Here is a 16781-nt window from a genome sequence, read left to right on the forward strand (position 1 = left end):
TTATATCAATACTTCTAATAAATTTGTAAAATATTTATTTTTAATTAGTTTTAGTTTGCAAATAAAAAAGGTGCCACCTTTGACACCTTAAATTATCTTTCCTTTAATTTTTTTACAAGCATTTCATTTGCAATTTTTGGATTTGCCTTGCCTCTTGATTTTTTCATTACTTGTCCAACTAAAAATCCTAAAGCTCTGTCCTTTCCTTCTTTAAAATCAACGATTGATTGCTCGTTTTCATCGAGAACTTCATCTACAATTTTCTCTATTTCAGATACATCTGTCATTTGAACAAGACCAAGTCTTTCAATAATTTCCTTTGCGCCGTCTCCCGTTTCAAACATTTCACGCAAAACTTTTTTGCCGGCGTTATTGCTAATTTTTTCATTTTTAATTGAGTTTAACAGTTCAATAAATTCTTTATTAGCAAAAGGAAGTTTAAATTCTACGTCATCAGAAATTTCCACTCTTCTTAAAATTTCTGTTTGAATCCAATTTGAAAGAAGTGTGTAATCTTTAAAGTCAGCTGCTACATCTTCAAAAAACTTAGCAAGCTCTCTTGATGATGCAAGAACTCCTGCATCTTCCTTTGTAATGCCGTAATCTTTTACAAATCTTTCCATCATTTGTGATGGAAGCTCTGGCATTTTGTCTACAATTTCTTTTATCTCTTTATCAGTAATGTGAACAATTGGCAGATCTCCTTCAGGTGCAAATCTGTAATCACTAGCTGTATATTTAACTCTCATTAAAACAGTTTCGTTTTTCGCATCGTCCCATCTTCTTGTTGTTCTAATTTCATCTTCGTGATTTTCAAGAAGTTTAATATGTCTTTCTACTTCAAAGTCAATTGCCTTTTCAACTCCTCTAAAGGAGTTAAGATTTTTTACCTCAGTTATAGCAGTTTTTTTGCCTGTTTCCATATCCTTTATGTTGACATTGACATCACATCTAAGGGAGCCCTCTTCCATTTTACAGTCTGAGATATTTAAAAATCTCAATGTCGATTTTAATTTTTCAAGAAATATACGAGCTTCTTTACCACTGGAAATATCAGGTTTAGTAACAATTTCAATTAATGGAACGCCACATCTATTGTAGTCCATTAGCGTTTCATTTTCTTCTGTGTGAAGACTTTTTGCAGTGTCTTCTTCCATTTGAATTTGAAAAAGTCCAATTTTTTTGTTTCCTTCATCAGTTTCGATTTCAAGATAACCGTCTGTACAAATTGGATTGTCATTTTGCGTTATTTGAAATCCCTTAGTTAAATCGGGATAAAAATAATTTTTTCTATCAAATTTTGATTTATTATTTATTTTACAATTAAAGGCAGTCCCAGCCATTACTGTATAATTAACAACATTTCTATTTAAAACTGGCATGCCACCTGGAAGTGCTAAACATACTGGGCATACATTTGTATTTGGTTCATCTCCAAAGGAGTTCTTGCATGAACAAAAAGCCTTTGTTTCTGTGGAAAGTTCAACGTGAATTTCCAAACCTACAATTGTTTTATATTTCATTTATTTAAACTCCTTTCAAAAGCAAGTGATGCTTGAAGTAAATCTTTATCCTTAAATCTTCTTGCAGTAAATTCAATTCCAACAGAAAGTCCATCTTCTGCTGCTGGCATTGGAAGTGAAATTGATGGTGAACCTACCATATTTGCAGGAATTGTAAACAAATCTGCTTGGTACATTTCAATTGGACTCATATCGTCGTCGATTTTAAATGGTAAAACTGGGAATGTTGGACAAATCATAAAGTCATAATCTTTAAACATTCTATCCATATCTCTTTTTATAAGTCCTCTTACTTTTAATGCCTTGTAGTAAAATTCGTCAGCATTTTCCATTGAAAGAATGTGCGTTCCAATCATTATTCTTCTCTTAACTTCTTCCCCAAAACCTTCGCTTCTTGATGCACGATACATTTCTTCAACTGTATCAAATTTTTTGTCAGTTCTATGACCATAACGAATGGAATCAAAACGAGCGAGGTTAGATGCAATTTCACCATTTACTAAAATATTATAAGTTTCAATAGTGTGGTTAAGTGAATCAATATCGTAAGGTTCGACAATTGCACCATTTTCTTTTAAAATTTCAATTGCCTTGTCCAGTTCTCCCCTTACTCTTTTATTTAAGTCCATTTCCAAGTAAGTCTTTGGTATTGCGAATTTTTTTCCTTTTAAATTTTTTATCGCATCATCAGAAAAGTCAAAGTCAAATTTAAGCCCAGGATTTCCAACAGAAGTTGCATCTCTTTCGTCACGTCCTTCGATTACGTTAAACATAATTGTAAGGTCTCTAACATCCTTTGCAATTACTCCCGGTTGGTCAAAAGTATTTGCCATTGACGCCATGCCAAATCTTGAAATAGAACCATAAGTTGGTTTCATTCCTACAGTTTTACAAAAACTTGAAGGTTGTCTAACTGATCCGCCAGTATCTGAACCAATGGAAATTACAGCCATATTTGCACTAACTGATGCAGCAGAACCGCCTGATGAACCTCCTGAAACTCTAGTTAAGTCAAGTGGATTTTTTGTAACTCCAAAATAGGATGTTCTCGTTGATGCACCCATAGCAAATTCATCAAGATTTACTTTGCCAAGAATTACCCCGTCATTATCTTTAATTTTTTTCACTAAAGTTGCATCGTAGGGAGAAGTATAATTTTCTAGCATCCTAGATGCACAAGTCATCTTTACATTTTTTACTGAAATATTATCTTTTACTGAAATTGGCACTCCAGCAAGAAGGGACATTTCTTCTCTGTTGTGAAATTTTTCGTCAACTTCTCTTGCTTTTTTCATCGCCATTTCTTCTGTAACAGTAATGTATGCGTTAATATCCTTGTCTTTTTTATTAATATTATCTAAAAACTCCCTTGTAACTTCCTCACAAGAAAAATCTTTGTTTCTATATCCTTGGGCTATCTCCCAGGCTCTTAAATTGCTAAAAGTCATGAGTCCCTCCTAATCCACAAATTTAATAAGCTTAAAATAACCGTATTTTGTAGTAGCGGCATTTTCAAGTGCCTCTTCTTGTGTAAGAGACTCTCCAGTTTTATCTTCACGAATATTGTTTTCTGTTCCATTAACTTGAAAAACTTTTTCAACACCCTCAGTGTCGATTTCCTTAATTTTATTTACAAGTTCAATATTTTCATCAAAGGTTGGTGCAAATTTATCTAATTCTTCATTAGAAAAATCAATTTGAGCAATATTTGCAATATGCCTTATATCTTCTTTATTCATTTAAACCTCCTACTAATTTTTCAAGTTCTTCTAAACTTAAAATTTTTATACCTAAGGACTTTGCCTTATCGTATTTTGACCCTGGATTTTCTCCTGCAATTACATAATCAGTTCTTTTGCTAACAGAACCTGTTACCTTAGCTCCAAAAGAAATTAACTTTTCTTCCAATTCCTTACGTGGCAAATCTAATGTACCTGTTATTACAATTGTTTTATCAAGGAGTGGTTTTGGAACATCATCTTCATCTTCAAACTCTGGAGAAACTCCAAGTTCAAAAAGTTCATCCACTGCCCTTACTATTCTATCATCATTAAAAAAATCCACAATTTCCTCAGCAGTTATACTTCCAATATCGCCAATTGAAATTAATTCTTCTTCCTTAGAGTCTTTTAATTTATCAAAATCTTTAAAGTGCTTTGCAAGATCTCTAGCAGTTTTTATTCCAACATTTGGAATTCCAAGTGCATAAATAAAATTTGAAAGATGTGGGCTCTTAGAATCCTCAATTGCCCTTAAAAGATTTTTTGTCCTTTTTTCCTTAAAACCCTCAATTTTTATTATGTCATCATACTTTAATTTGTAAATATCAGGAATTTCTTTTAAATTCACTGCCTTCATTAATTTTTCAATTGTCTTTTCACTAAAACCCTCGATGTCCATGGCATCTCTCGATGCAAAATGCGTAAGCCTTGACACAAGTTGAGGCACGCAAGATAATGTGTTGGGGCAAAATATGTGGACTCCATCTTGATACAAATGTGAACCACAATAGGGACAAGTCTTTGGTCTTTCAATCTCGCGAGTTTCATTGTCACTAGGTAAGGTTCCAAGTATTTCTGGAATTACGTCGTTAGATCTCCTAATTAAAACTCTTGAACCTATTTTAACTTTTTTTCTAAGTATATCGTCGTAATTATTAAGTGTTGCCCTTTGAACTGTAACTCCGCCAATGTTCACTGGCTCAAGTATTGCTGATGGCGTTACCTTTGCAGTTCTGCCCACATTCCATACAACATCTAATAGCGTTGTTGATATTTCTTCTGCTTCAAACTTATAGGCAATTGCCCAGCGTGGAAATTTATTTGTGTAGCCAAGAGCTTTTCTCGTTGCAATATCATTTACTTTAATAGTGACTCCGTCAATTAATATATCAAGCTTATCTCTATTATCTCCTATTTCACGAATCTTATCTATTATTTCTTTAAACTCTTTTACCTTAAAATTATATTTTGAAACTTTAAAATTATTCTCTCTTAAAAATTCTTTTATGTCATCATCTGACTTAAATAATTCTTCTTCAATGTAGCCAACATTGTAGAAAAAAGCTGTTAAATTTCTCTTTTTTGTAACTTTTGGGTCTAAATTTCTAAGAGCCCCCGCTGCTGCATTTCTTGCATTTTTTAATTTATCATCGAATTTTTCATTATACTTTTTAAGTTCAGAAAGTGGCATTAAACCTTCCCCTTGAACTTCTATTTTCCCAGCATAATTTATGCGAAGTGGAACAGAATATATTGTCTTAACTTGCTCCAAGATTTCTTCACCAATGATTCCATTACCTCTAGTCGATGCCATGACTAGATTTTTATTTTCATAAGTTAGATTAATTGTAAGTCCATCGAATTTTAATTCTACAATAAATTCTGGCTCTGGAAGTTTGTTAATATTTACTAAATTATAATCATTTACAAATTTTTCAATACGATTGTACCATGCGAGAAGAGCATCATCTCCCTGTGCTTTATCCATTGAGTAGAGCCTTCCTAGATGTGTGTGCTTAACAAATTTATCTAAAATCGATCCTCCAACTCTTGTAGTTGGGGAATAGGATAAAACTGTTCCCGTTTCATTCTCAAGGTTTACAAGTTTGTCATAAATTTTATCGTATTCAGCATCTGAAAGAAGAGGGTCATCTAAGGTATAATAATGGTAGTTTAATTTGTCAATTTGCGAAATTAAATCATCCATTTCTTTTATTTTGTCAATCATATTTCACCAACTAATCAATTAATTTTATAGGAGCAACTGATAGCATTAATCTTTTTAATCCCTTTTTATCGAAGGAAATAACAACTTCATAATCGCCATTTTTTTCTTTCTTTTGAACTACCATTCCATTGCCAAAAATTTTGTGCTTTACTTTATCTCCAATATTAATATTTACATTTTTATTATCAGATTTTTTTGAAGTTTCAACTTTCTTTTCAATGCCCAAGAATTTTTTAGGTCTAGTAATGGAAGTGCCTTCATTGTAATCTCTTACTTCTAATAGTTCTCTACTTTTGTCTTCGATGATTTCTATTTTATCTCCCATTTCTTCAATAAATCTACTTCTCTTTGCGGGAGTTAATTTTCCATACATTGAACGAGTCCTTGAAGATGAAATAAACAAATTGTTTCGAGCACGAGTTACACCTACATAACAAAGTCTTCTCTCTTCTTCAACTTCTTCTTCGCTTTCAAGAGCCCTACCAGTTGGAAAAAGTCCTTCCTCAAATCCAACTAAAAAAACGGTGTCAAATTCAAGGCCCTTAGCAGCGTGCATTGTCATTAAATTTACTCCAGTATCTTCAGAAGTTTTATCCACATCAGATAAAAGTGAAAGTGCATTTAAATACTCTGAAAGCTCAACTCCCTCTCTGTCGTATTCCATAATATTTGAGTGAAGCTCTTCAATGTTTTCAAGCCTAGTCTTTGCCTCTATTGTATTTTGGCTCTTTAAATCATGAACATATCCACTTTCATATAAAACTTCTTCAAAAAGTTTTCCAATAGAAAGATTTTCTGCCCTATCCTTTAAAATTTTTAAGATGCTACCAAATTCCTTAATGTTCTTTCTTGCCCTAATATTAAGATCTTCAAATTTGTCAATATTTGTAACTACATCATAAAGGGAAAGAGCATTGTTATCTGCATAATCTATCAAATCGGACAACGAAGTGTCTCCAATCCCTCTTTTTGGTCTATTTATAATTCGCGCAAGACTTACATTGTCATTGGTATTATTTAGTATTCGAAGATAAGCAAGGACGTCCTTTACTTCCATTCTATCGTAAAACTTTAGTCCTCCTACAATTTTATAGGGTATTCTCTCTCTCACAAGGGCTTCTTCAAATCCTCTTGACTGTGCATTAGTCCTATAAAGAATTGCCATATCTTTAAAGTCTTCGCCCTTATAATTAAGTGCAATAATTTTATTTACAACGCCATATTCTTCTTCATTTGAATGTGGAAATTCGCGATAAACTACATCCTTACCTTCATCTCTTGAAGTCCAAAGATTTTTTTCTATTCTAGTAGCATTGTTTTCGATAACTTTATTTGCAACATCTAATATTTTTTGAGTTGAGCGATAATTTTGCTCAAGTTTTACAATTTTTGCACCTGGAAAATCTTTATGAAAGTTTAAAATATTATTTATGTCTGCTCCTCGCCACTTATAAATGGATTGATCATTGTCTCCAACTACTGTTAAATTAGGATTTGTACCTGCAATTAATTTTATAAGGTTGTACTGAATTTTATTAGTGTCCTGATATTCGTCTACAAAAATATACTGGAATTTCTTTCTGTAAAAATCTCTAACATCATCTTCTGCCCTTAAAATTTCCACAGTTTTTATTAACAAGTCATCAAAATCTAGTGCATTATTCTTTTTAAGTTTTTTTTCATATAAGTCGTATATTTTCCCAATATTCTTTTTGAAAAAATTATCATCATTTTGCTCCATGTATTCAATTGGTGATATTCCTTCATTTTTTATATTAGAAATATCATTTACAATAGATCTAGGCTTATACATATCTTTATCAAGAGCAATTTCAGAAATAGCTTCCTTTACAACAGTTATTTGATCATCTCTATCATAAATAGTAAAATTTGAATTATATCCAATTCTTTCAATATTTTTTCTTAAAATTCTCACACATATTGAGTGAAAAGTTCCTATCCACATTGAGGAGATGTCTCTATCTATTAACTTTTGAACTCTATCTTGCATTTCTTTAGCTGCTTTATTAGTGAAAGTTATTGCCAAAATCTTCCATGAAGGAACATCTAATTCTTCTATTAAATATGCAATTTTTGAAGTTACAACTTTCGTCTTTCCAGATCCAGCTCCTGCTAATATTAGTAGTGGACCTTCTGTTGCTAAAAGTGCTTCTCTTTGTTTATCATTTAATGTATTTATATCCATGACTTCTCCTTACTGCTAATTATTATATGTTTTTTTTGCCATCATTTCAACTTCTTAAAATATGAGAAATCACATAAGACGCCAAAACCATGCCGCAAACAGGTGGCACAAAAGAAATTGAACCGGGAGTCCTGTCATGAGTTTTTATTGGAATCTCTTTTGAGCAAACTACTTTTAACTTTTTTATGTTCATTTCTTTTAATTTTTTCCTCATAATCCTTGCAACTGGATCGTTTTTAGTCTTTTCGATATCAAGAACTTCAAACTTTGTTGGATCAAGGCGATTTCCAGCACCCATAGCAGAAATTATCTTGATGTTTTTTTCATGTGCAGCCTTTATTATTAAAAGCTTTGATGTAATCGTATCAATTGCATCTACTACATAATCGTAATCTTCAAAATCAATTCTACATATATTTTCTTCTGTAACAAAAATATCATATTTTTTAATTTTTACTTGAGAATTTATTTCCAACATTCTTTCTTCACAAGCATCTACTTTTCTAGTTCCAATAGTCTTCATGGTAGCAAAAATTTGTCTATTCAAGTTTGTAATTTCATATTCATCACCATCAACTATGCCAATTTTTTTAACTCCAGCCCTTACAAGTGCTTCAACACATGAACCACCGACGCCGCCTAATCCAAAAACTAATACTGATTTTGAATTTATTTTTTTTATATCTTCAGATGAGAGCATTATCTCCATTCTACTTAAAAATTCCAATTTTCCTCCAATTTGAAAGGGCCGTCATTAAACAGCCCTTAATAATTATTTTAATTTTATATTTGTTAAACTATTTTCTCCTAAAATTCCGCTACCTTCAACATTATCATCGACTTTATGATTTTTAAAGGTATTAACAGTAATAATATTTCCTGACATAAATTTATTTGAATCAGTTTCCGTAATTTCAATTCTAATATATTTGACCTTTCCACCATCAATTACTTCAGCAACTTTTCCCTTAAAATTGACAATTATACCTGCCTCTGCAGGTTTTAATTCATCAGAATTTTCTTTTTCAATAAAAGTCCCTAAAATTGAATTATTATTTTCAGTCTTATTTACTTCATTATTTATAGTTTTTTCAGGAATATTATCATTATTTTTTGTTAGAAGATCTTCGCCATCTATATAGTTACTTTGATTATTAATTTTATCTTTATTAGCTCCAACATAAGTTAAGCCCTTTGAAGTAATGACTGCAATTTCACTTCTCCTTATTGCAAAATTTCCGTTGAATTTCCCATCAGAACCTGAGCTAGTAAAAATATTTGATTTAACAAGATTTGGCAAATATTCTAGAGTTTGAGAGTTAATTTTGTCAATATCTCTAAACTTTAAATTTGAGAAATCATTATTTTTTTCAATTCTAAATGCCCTTGCAAAATAAACTGCAATTGTATTTCTATTTGGATAAACTTTATTTTCCAAAAATCCTCTTTCACGAGCAGCTTCAATTGTCTTTTTAGACACCGTACCATGATATAAATTATAACAAAGAGCATCCTTTGCCCAATCAATGATACCCATAGAATTTACAAATTCCAAATTAGCCTCTCTCGCTAATTTCATTTCATCTTCATTTGGATTTAATACAGTTTTTAAAATTTGCATTATTTCCAAAAAACTAACAGGATTATTTGGTTTAAAGCTTCCATCATCATAGCCCTTTAAAATATTTTTATTTGATAAATCATCTACATATTTATATGCCCAAGCAGAATTTCCATTTTTACTAACATCTGTAAAAGTTTTTGCAAAAAGACTTGTCGGTGCAAATAAAAGTAATAAAGCTAAATTTATTATTAGAATTTTTTTCTTCATTTAATCACTCCAAATAAATTATAACATAATTTTATGTAAAAAAATAGAAACCACATGGGTTTCTATTTGAAAAGCATTAGTAATAAATTTTGCCAAGTTCTGGATATCTATCATTGTATCTATTATCGTAATATCGATTACTTCTTAGGAAAAATCTATAATCTTCAAAATCGCTTTTTCTTGTAGTTCTATTTGCAGTGTTTAAATATTCTCTAGGATTTCCAAGAAATTTATTATTTGAATCTGAAATTATTTCTCCATAATAATTTAAATAACCATCAAAAGATAATACGTCGTATAGTTCTAAATTTTGGTTAGTTTGGAAATAAAGTGTCTTTCCAGGCTTTAAATTATCATTGTCTGATTGAATAACTCGAAGTCCTACTTTATAAACGTTAAAACTGCTGCCAGTTCTTTCATTGCTAACTACTTGGAACATTCCACTAAACTGAAGGCTTGAATCTATTATAGTAATGGTATCAACTTCACCGTAATTATTTAATGTTAAAATTACATTCTTTCCTCTAAGATAATTTTCTGTTACTTGAGTTTGCTTAGCTCCATTATATGTTTTTATTTCAAATCTATCAGCTAAATAATACTTCTTAGTGGAACCGTATTTATCTTTAATGTCTATATAACGATTATATCTTCTATTTGTAAAAGAAGATTCATCTCCACTATAACCAACAACTTCTCCTGAGATATCTCCATTTTTATAATTTGAAGAAAGTCCCATTACAACTTTATAATTTACATAAAGATCTACATTGTCATTTAGAGTAATTTTATCTAAATCTTTAGTTTCATTAGTAATATATAGTTCATAATCTTTATTATCCTTTAGTCTAATCTTTAGATAAGATTTATCCCTGTTTGTAGTGTCAATTGAAGTAATTTTACCTCTTAATTGCGCTTCATTAGGATAAACTGTCATTTCAGTTATTTTGTTGTCGTTATTTGTTTTAAATTCAACTAAATCGTCAACTTTAATTTCATCAAGTTTTAAATCTCTTCCATAAGCTTTGATTTTTACATTTGAATCAAGAGTAAAAGTCTTTGTATCTGAAGTTGAAATTTTTGAAGTTGTTCTAAAGTTTAAAGTATCTGAATTATCTCTATATCTTAAAGTAATTTCATTTGTTCCCTTAGAATTTACATATCCAACCATTTCAATCTTTGCATTAGTTACATTAATTAACTTAGCTGTACCTTCCCTATCATTTTTATTGCTCTTTAGATACTCAATTTCAACTTCTTGACCAGCTTTAATGTCTTCTAATTTAATGTCTTTGTCCTTTAATTTATATTTTGTGTTGCTGTCAATGTCGAAAGAAAACTTTTGATTATTTGTTTCAATTATAATAACATTAACATTATTAAGCTTTGAAGAAAGAATTACAGTTCCCTTTTTCTTTTCAGTCTTACTACTTATTGTATTTTTTGATGCATAATCAAAAGATGCCTTAGTAATTATTGCAGTTTCAGCACGAGTAATAGATCTATCTCCCTCGAAGTTTCCATCAGAACCTGTGGCTGAGAAAATACCTGCATCAACAAGAGAAGCTAAATACCCCTTTAAAGTGTCACTCATCTTGTTTTGATCTTTATGTCTTAAAAGATTAGTGTTTCCCTTAGCATCTAGGTTTAAAGCTCTTGCAAAGAAAATTGCAATGTCGCCTCTACTTGGATATTCCCTTTGATTAATTTTGAAAAATCCTCTTTCAGAAGCTTTCTTTAATGCAGATTCATTTAAGTAATTTCTGTGAAGCGCCAAACATATTGCATCTTCTGCCCAAGAATTAACTCCATTTTCTTTAGCTATTTTTGAATATTTTTCACGTGCAGTTTTTAATTCTTCATCGCTTGGATTTAACACTTGTTTAATAAGTTGTAAAAGTTCCTCAAGAGAAACTGAATCTCCAGGTTTAAATTCACCATCTGGATGTCCGCTAATAACATTCTTATCACTTAGTATGTCAATTGCGTTGTAAGCCCAAGAATATCTATTATTCTTTTTAACATCTTTAAATTCTTTAGCAAAAGTTGCACTTGGTGCAAGCATAATAGTTGCAAGTCCAATCGAAGCTACTCTTCTTAAATTTTTAAATTCCATTATAAAACCTCCACTTTTATATAGCTTGTTTTTTTTATTATAACATATATTAAACTGTTAAATTCTAGAAATCTTAAAATTTCATAATTAGAATTGAAAAATTATAAATAATGTAATATTTTGCTTGATTTGCTTTAATATTTGGTATAATTAAGCTAAGCATTACATATAATTGTAAATTATTTTTTTATAAAGGAGTGATATTATGCGTTTTCTTCCAGTAAGTATTGATACTTTTGAAAAAAAGATTTTAATTTTAGGTGGAGGCTACCTTGCCCTATCTGCACTTAAATCTGTATTAGATACTGAAGCAGAAATTTATATGATTGCAGATAGTTTTACCACAGATATAATTAAAAAATCCGATGAATCTAATGGAAAAATTAAATTAAAGGAACATACTTTAGAAAAAGATTTTAAATTCATGGGATTCGACTATGTTCTTATTGCAACAGAAGATTTTGAGCTAAATGAAGCATTGGAGAAAAGAGCAAACTCAAGAAATATGATCTACCAAAGATTTGACATCTTTTCAAAATCATTGATGTCCATAAATAAATCTATTGAGCACGGACCTCTTACTTTTTCCCTTAATAGTTCAAGGCTAAACCCAACTATTACAGACATTATCTTTGAAGATTTAAAAAAATTCTCCGAAAAATATAATTTGGAAAAATTAAATATTTTAAGCGAAATTAGGTCTGAACTTGTTCGCAAAAATTCACAAAATATAGACGAAATTATTAGAAAACTTTACGAAAGTGAAACTATAAATCTTTCTACTTTCTTAGAAGAAATGCCCCAGTACAAAATTGAAGATTTAGAATCTTCTGAAGATTTAATTAATCACATTGTAACTGGAGAAGAACTTAAAGTTGAAAAAGAAAGTACTCTAGAAGATGATCAAATTATTAAAAAAAATTTAGATGATGCAAAAAACTTATCAAGAGACAAAGATCTTAGTAATAGTGATTTGAATTTAGAAAGTTTTCATGATTTAGATAAATTTAAGAAATGAGGTGATTAAATGATTGGTTATGTAGGAAGTATGCCTGGAAAAGTTTTTAGTGAAAAAGAATTTACTCTAGTGAAGAAAATTTTAGCTTCTGGCGAAACTATTGACAAGCATAATCACCCCGGGTTTACTGTTCTTGTAACTATTGTTAAAGGTGAAATTAAAGTTGTTTTAAATGACGATGAAGATAGAGAATTTAAACCAGGTAAGGTTTTAAAATTCGATGGTGAAAATTATATCTCCATTGAAGCAATGCAGCCAAGTGAGTTTTTTGTAACTCTAATAAAAAAGGATAATTAATTTGAAAGTAAAAATTACAAAAGATGCTTTTGAATTTTTAAAGGATAAAAAAGCAAAAGAAATAACCATTGATTATATCACTTCAAAACAATGCTGTGGCAGTGGTCTTCCTTCTTCTGACACATATATTGGAGTTCCTAGAAGAATTGATAGAGATTATATTGTTTTTATAAATAATGACATAAAAATAAATATTGACAAGTCTCTAAAGTTTAAAGATGATTTATGTATAATTGATTTAGTAAAACTTTTATTCACAAAATCTCTTGTCTCAAATTTTTTAGACTACGACAAATTAATTTAATTTTTTTTAATCTGTTGATGAAATTTGCCAGATTTTCATAAAAAAGATCTCATTTTGAATTCATCTCTTCAAGTTAATTTTTAAGACTAACTTTTAGAGATCAAATTCATTAATGAGATCTTTTTATTTATAAATTACATTTGTCTAAGTTTCTTTAAAATAATTTTTTGTTCAACACTTGCAACAAGTCTTCTTGTGTATTCAACTGTGTCAGGATTTACTGACATAGAAGTGATACCACATTCAACTAAAAATTCTGCAAGTTCTGGATATTGACTAGGTCCTTGTCCGCAAATTGAGCAAGTAATTCCCTTTTTGTTTGCTGCATCGATAATTGTCTTTAATGCAATTTTGACTGCATCATTTCTTTCGTCAAAGTAACCCATATTGTTAAGGATTCCAGAGTCTCTGTCTGCACCCATTACAAGTTGAGTTAAGTCATTTGAACCAATGGAAAATCCGTCAACTAATTCTGCAAATTCTTCTGCTTGAAGAACTACTGCTGGCACTTCTGCCATAATCCAAATCTTAAAGTTTTTAGATTGTACAAGTCCCTCTTCTGCCATTATTCCCTTAACAACTTTAAGTTCTTCAGGAGTTCTAACAAAAGGAAGCATTACAATTACATTTGTAAGTCCATATTCTTCTCTAACTTTTTTAATTGCTTGACACTCTAACCTAAATCCCTTTTCATATTCAGGAGAAATATATCTTGAAACACCTCTCCATCCAATCATTGGATTGGCTTCAATTGGCTCAACTTCATCTCCACCTTTAAGACCTCTAAATTCATTAGTCCTAAAATCACTAGTTCTTACAACTAAATTCTTTGGATAAATTGCCTGTGCTACTTTAGAAATTCCCTCAGCTAATTTGTTTATCATGAGGTCGCCTTGACCAGTCTTCACTAAATACATTGGATGAGCGCCGATCATATTTGTAAAAATAAATTCTGTTCTCATTAGTCCAATGCCGTCCATTGGCAAATTTTTATATTTTTCAATTAATTCTGGTTCACCAAGGTTCATGTAAATCTTAGTTGCAGTAGTTGGTGCGAAAAGGTTTCTAAGTTCATCTAAGTTTGCAATGCTAGATACACCCGCTTTATCTTCAGATTTCTTTTCTTCCTTTTCTTTTAGAACTTCGCCTTCATATACAATTCCTCTTACTGCGTCAACTGTTACAATATCTCCTGTCTTTAAAGTTTTAGTTGCAGTTTTTGCTCCTACTATACATGGAATTTGTAATTCCCTAGAAACTATGGCTGCGTGGCAAGTTCTTCCGCCTTCGTCAGTTACAACGCCAGCACATTTTCTCATAGCAGGAACCATGTCAGGATTTGTCATTGCAGTTACAAGAACATCTCCCTCTTCGACAAGATTGATTTCAGAAATGTCTTTAATTAGTTTTACTTTACCTCTACCAATTCCTGGAGAAGCAGGAAGCCCCTTGACAAGTGTGATTAGTTTTTCTTCCCTTTTTTCTTCTTTGTCGCCGAGAGTTGTGATAGGTCTTGATTGTAAGAAATAAAATTCCTTTGTATCTCTATCAAAGCCCCATTCAGTATCTTGAACTGAACCGTAAAGTTTTTCTACCTTTAGTCCTCTTTCGATTAAAGTATCTAATTCCTTTGGAGAAAGTGCCTCTGCTTTAATTGCATCAACGCCTAAAACATCTTTAACATTTACAACTCTAGTTCCAACGCCATTTTCATTTTTAATAACCATGTATTCTTTTTCAGAAATATTCTTTTCTATAACTTTTTTAGTTTTCTTGTCAATAATATATTCGTCAGGAGTTACAATTCCAGATACAACAGCTTCACCAAGTCCATAGCTTGCGTTGATCATCATTTCATCAGAACTATTATTAATAGGATTTGCCGTAAACATTACACCGGATTTTTCAGAGTTAACCATTTTTTGAATAACTACTGAAAGAGCAACGTCAAAATGATCGTAATTTTGTTTTTCTCTATAATAAATCGCTCTTGAAGTCCATAGTGATGCGAAACAATCTCTTATGTGTTTTAAAAGTTCTTCCTCGCCACTAATGTGTAAATAAGTATCTTGTTGTCCTGCAAAGGATGCATCTGGCAAGTCTTCAGCTGTTGCTGAAGATCTAACAGCTACTTCAGGATCTTTAACTCCAATGCTTTCAGAAAATTCTCTGTACGCACTTAAAATTTCTTCTTTAAGTTCTGGGTCAAATTCTTTTTCCTTAATTTTCTTTTGAATTTCCTTTGAAGCATTAGTAAGTTCATCAACATTTTCAACATCAACAGCTTCCATTAGAAACTTTACAACTTCATCAAGTTCTGCGTATTTAATAAACTTAGTGTATCCAGTTGCAGTAACACAAAATCCTGGAGGAACAGGTAATCCAAAATTAGTTAGTTCACCTAAATTTGCACCCTTTCCGCCGACAATTCCTACATCATTTTTTCCAATTTCATTAAACCATTTTATATAATTATACTTAGACATATTTCCTCCTTATTTACTAAAAATATTATAACACATTAATTATATATGTCACGCTATTTTTTTAAAGATTTTCTAAGTTCATCTATGGACATTGTAGATACGTGTTCTCTATCTATTTTTAACTCATCTATAAGCGCATAAATTTCATTAATGCTAGGCGCTTCTATTTCAACATATGGCTTAGGATATGTGTTTTCATCCCAAGTGTCTATGTCAATTACAAGATTTTTATAATTATATTTTTTTCTATTTTTATAGCCCTTGTGAAATTTATCATAGCCAAGACATTTTAAAATATTTATTAAATCATCCACACTATTTATTTCAGTAGTATGTTCTATATTATCTCTAACCTTTATGTCTGAAATATTTTCTTTAAATGTGAAATATTTTTTTTCTTCACCACCTGATTTTGCAATTCTAATTCTAAGATAACCCTGCTTTTTATAAATTTTGTGTGCAGTGGAATTAATTGTTATATTTATTTGGTCTTCTTCTTTAACAAAATTTGCGCCTAAAGCTTTGATATTTTTTTCAAAATCTAGTATGTCAATGTCAAGAAGTTTAACTTCAATTTCTCTTTCCATTAGTCCTCCTCAATTATTTTAAGTTTAAAATCTAAAAAGTCACTTGCAACAAATTTATAATCCACACCAAGTAAATCTCCTTCATAGGAATATTTGTGTCCCTTTCCATGTAAATGTCCATAAACACATTTCTCTACATTATAATCTGATAAAGTTTGTGAAAATTCATTAGGTCCTAAATTTTGATTAAAGGGCGGATAGTGAATCATTGCAATTATTTTTTTGTTTACGCAAGAATCCAAGGAATTTTTAAGTCGCTGGACTTCTCTTAAATATATTTTCTCATCGTCTTTTGAAAATTCAAAGGAATCACGAGAAGCCCAACCCCTCGTGCCACATATAGAGTAATCTTTGTACTCAAAGGAATTGTTATGCAAAAAGTGAATGGTATTTAAACCTAAATTATTCATCTTATTTAGCGAAGACCACCAATAATCGTGATTGCCCTTAGAAATAATCTTTGTTCCAGGTAATTCGTCAATTCTTTTTAAATCGTAGGCTGCCATATCTAGCTTCAAAGCCCAAGAAATATCTCCAGGCAAAAGAACTAAGTCATCATCATGCACAACTTCTTTCCAATTTTCTATTATTTTTTCTTCGTGATTTTCCCAATTATCTCCAAAAATATCCATAGGCTTTTCTTCTGTATAATCGAAGTGAAGATCTCCTATTGCGAATATCATA

The 16781-nt window shown here is 30.7% G+C and carries 14 protein-coding genes; 3 read left to right on the forward strand and 11 right to left on the reverse strand.

The annotated features are described in order from the left end of the window. Nucleotides 1–92 precede the first annotated feature (92 nt). From gatB to ACQRC6_RS00595, 8 genes are all read right to left on the reverse strand, one after another. Nucleotides 93–1523, reverse strand: a complete 1431-nt coding sequence (gene gatB, locus ACQRC6_RS00560; RefSeq protein WP_427847257.1) for an Asp-tRNA(Asn)/Glu-tRNA(Gln) amidotransferase subunit GatB — start codon at nt 1521–1523, stop codon at nt 93–95. Then, nucleotides 1520–2971, reverse strand: a complete 1452-nt coding sequence (gene gatA, locus ACQRC6_RS00565; protein WP_427847258.1) for an Asp-tRNA(Asn)/Glu-tRNA(Gln) amidotransferase subunit GatA — start codon at nt 2969–2971, stop codon at nt 1520–1522. The genes gatB and gatA overlap by 4 nt, the downstream gene beginning before the upstream one ends. Before the next feature lie 9 nt (nt 2972–2980). Then, nucleotides 2981–3262 (reverse strand): Asp-tRNA(Asn)/Glu-tRNA(Gln) amidotransferase subunit GatC, encoded by a 282-nt coding sequence (gatC, locus tag ACQRC6_RS00570; protein WP_293557312.1) that lies wholly within the window; start codon nt 3260–3262, stop codon nt 2981–2983. After that, the gene (ligA, locus tag ACQRC6_RS00575; RefSeq protein WP_427847259.1) at nt 3255–5252 is read right to left on the reverse strand and encodes an NAD-dependent DNA ligase LigA; all 1998 of its coding nucleotides are present in this window, start codon (nt 5250–5252) and stop codon (nt 3255–3257) included. Before ligA ends, gatC begins: the two co-directional genes overlap by 8 nt. A 10-nt stretch (nt 5253–5262) precedes the next feature. Beyond that, complete coding sequence (locus ACQRC6_RS00580; protein WP_427847260.1) at nt 5263–7458, reverse strand: ATP-dependent helicase; 2196 nt, start codon at nt 7456–7458, stop codon at nt 5263–5265. Nucleotides 7459–7504: 46 nt separating this feature from the next. Continuing rightward, on the reverse strand, nt 7505–8185 hold the full coding sequence (locus ACQRC6_RS00585) for a tRNA threonylcarbamoyladenosine dehydratase (protein WP_427847261.1): 681 nt from the start codon (nt 8183–8185) through the stop codon (nt 7505–7507). Nucleotides 8186–8230: 45 nt separating this feature from the next. Further along, a complete protein-coding gene (locus tag ACQRC6_RS00590; RefSeq protein WP_427847262.1) occupies nt 8231–9289 on the reverse strand; it encodes an S-layer homology domain-containing protein in 1059 nt (352 codons plus the stop codon). Nucleotides 9290–9365: 76 nt separating this feature from the next. Then, nucleotides 9366–11405 carry an S-layer homology domain-containing protein gene (locus tag ACQRC6_RS00595; protein WP_427847263.1) on the reverse strand — a complete coding sequence of 680 codons (2040 nt, stop codon included), beginning with the start codon at nt 11403–11405 and terminating at the stop codon, nt 9366–9368. A 205-nt stretch (nt 11406–11610) separates the two neighbouring features. Here ACQRC6_RS00595 and ACQRC6_RS00600 point away from each other — a divergent pair, with 205 nt between their 5' ends. The 3 genes from ACQRC6_RS00600 to ACQRC6_RS00610 are packed head-to-tail and all read left to right on the forward strand — an operon-like array spanning nt 11611 to nt 13024. Continuing rightward, nucleotides 11611–12423 carry a precorrin-2 dehydrogenase/sirohydrochlorin ferrochelatase family protein gene (locus ACQRC6_RS00600; RefSeq protein ID WP_427847264.1) on the forward strand — a complete coding sequence of 271 codons (813 nt, stop codon included), beginning with the start codon at nt 11611–11613 and terminating at the stop codon, nt 12421–12423. Nucleotides 12424–12432: 9 nt separating this feature from the next. Further along, the gene (locus ACQRC6_RS00605) at nt 12433–12720 is read left to right on the forward strand and encodes a DUF1637 domain-containing protein (RefSeq protein WP_427847265.1); all 288 of its coding nucleotides are present in this window, start codon (nt 12433–12435) and stop codon (nt 12718–12720) included. Between the two features lies 1 nt (nt 12721). After that, the gene (locus ACQRC6_RS00610; RefSeq protein ID WP_427847266.1) at nt 12722–13024 is read left to right on the forward strand and encodes a CC/Se motif family (seleno)protein; all 303 of its coding nucleotides are present in this window, start codon (nt 12722–12724) and stop codon (nt 13022–13024) included. A 134-nt stretch (nt 13025–13158) separates the two neighbouring features. Here ACQRC6_RS00610 and ppsA read toward each other — a convergent pair whose 3' ends face one another. The 3 genes from ppsA to ACQRC6_RS00625 are packed head-to-tail and all read right to left on the reverse strand — an operon-like array spanning nt 13159 to nt 16780. Next, nucleotides 13159–15510, reverse strand: coding sequence for a phosphoenolpyruvate synthase (ppsA, locus tag ACQRC6_RS00615; protein ID WP_427847267.1), 2352 nt, complete (start codon nt 15508–15510; stop codon nt 13159–13161). A gap of 53 nt (nt 15511–15563) precedes the next feature. Then, a complete protein-coding gene (locus tag ACQRC6_RS00620; protein WP_427847268.1) occupies nt 15564–16097 on the reverse strand; it encodes a class IV adenylate cyclase in 534 nt (177 codons plus the stop codon). Further along, nucleotides 16097–16780, reverse strand: coding sequence for a metallophosphoesterase (locus ACQRC6_RS00625; RefSeq protein ID WP_320850152.1), 684 nt, complete (start codon nt 16778–16780; stop codon nt 16097–16099). The genes ACQRC6_RS00620 and ACQRC6_RS00625 overlap by 1 nt, the downstream gene beginning before the upstream one ends. Between the last annotated feature and the right edge of the window lies 1 nt (nt 16781).

It is taken from the genome of Peptoniphilus sp. SGI.035 (assembly GCF_050315115.1).
GTDB lineage: Bacteria > Bacillota > Clostridia > Tissierellales > Peptoniphilaceae > Peptoniphilus_A.

Excerpts from the sequence above, each read along its gene's own strand:
- ACQRC6_RS00605 (WP_427847265.1), top strand. The coding sequence starts at position 12,433 with ATGATTGGTTATGTAGGAAGTATGCCTGGAAAAGTTTTTAGTGAAAAA.
- ppsA (WP_427847267.1), bottom strand. The coding sequence starts at position 15,510 with ATGTCTAAGTATAATTATATAAAATGGTTTAATGAAATTGGAAAAAAT.
- gatB (WP_427847257.1), bottom strand. The coding sequence starts at position 1,523 with ATGAAATATAAAACAATTGTAGGTTTGGAAATTCACGTTGAACTTTCC.
- ligA (WP_427847259.1), bottom strand. The coding sequence starts at position 5,252 with ATGATTGACAAAATAAAAGAAATGGATGATTTAATTTCGCAAATTGAC.
- ACQRC6_RS00595 (WP_427847263.1), bottom strand. The coding sequence starts at position 11,405 with ATGGAATTTAAAAATTTAAGAAGAGTAGCTTCGATTGGACTTGCAACT.
- ACQRC6_RS00620 (WP_427847268.1), bottom strand. The coding sequence starts at position 16,097 with ATGGAAAGAGAAATTGAAGTTAAACTTCTTGACATTGACATACTAGAT.
- ACQRC6_RS00600 (WP_427847264.1), top strand. The coding sequence starts at position 11,611 with ATGCGTTTTCTTCCAGTAAGTATTGATACTTTTGAAAAAAAGATTTTA.
- gatC (WP_293557312.1), bottom strand. The coding sequence starts at position 3,262 with ATGAATAAAGAAGATATAAGGCATATTGCAAATATTGCTCAAATTGAT.
- ACQRC6_RS00590 (WP_427847262.1), bottom strand. The coding sequence starts at position 9,289 with ATGAAGAAAAAAATTCTAATAATAAATTTAGCTTTATTACTTTTATTT.
- ACQRC6_RS00625 (WP_320850152.1), bottom strand. The coding sequence starts at position 16,780 with ATGATATTCGCAATAGGAGATCTTCACTTCGATTATACAGAAGAAAAG.
- ACQRC6_RS00580 (WP_427847260.1), bottom strand. The coding sequence starts at position 7,458 with ATGGATATAAATACATTAAATGATAAACAAAGAGAAGCACTTTTAGCA.
- gatA (WP_427847258.1), bottom strand. The coding sequence starts at position 2,971 with ATGACTTTTAGCAATTTAAGAGCCTGGGAGATAGCCCAAGGATATAGA.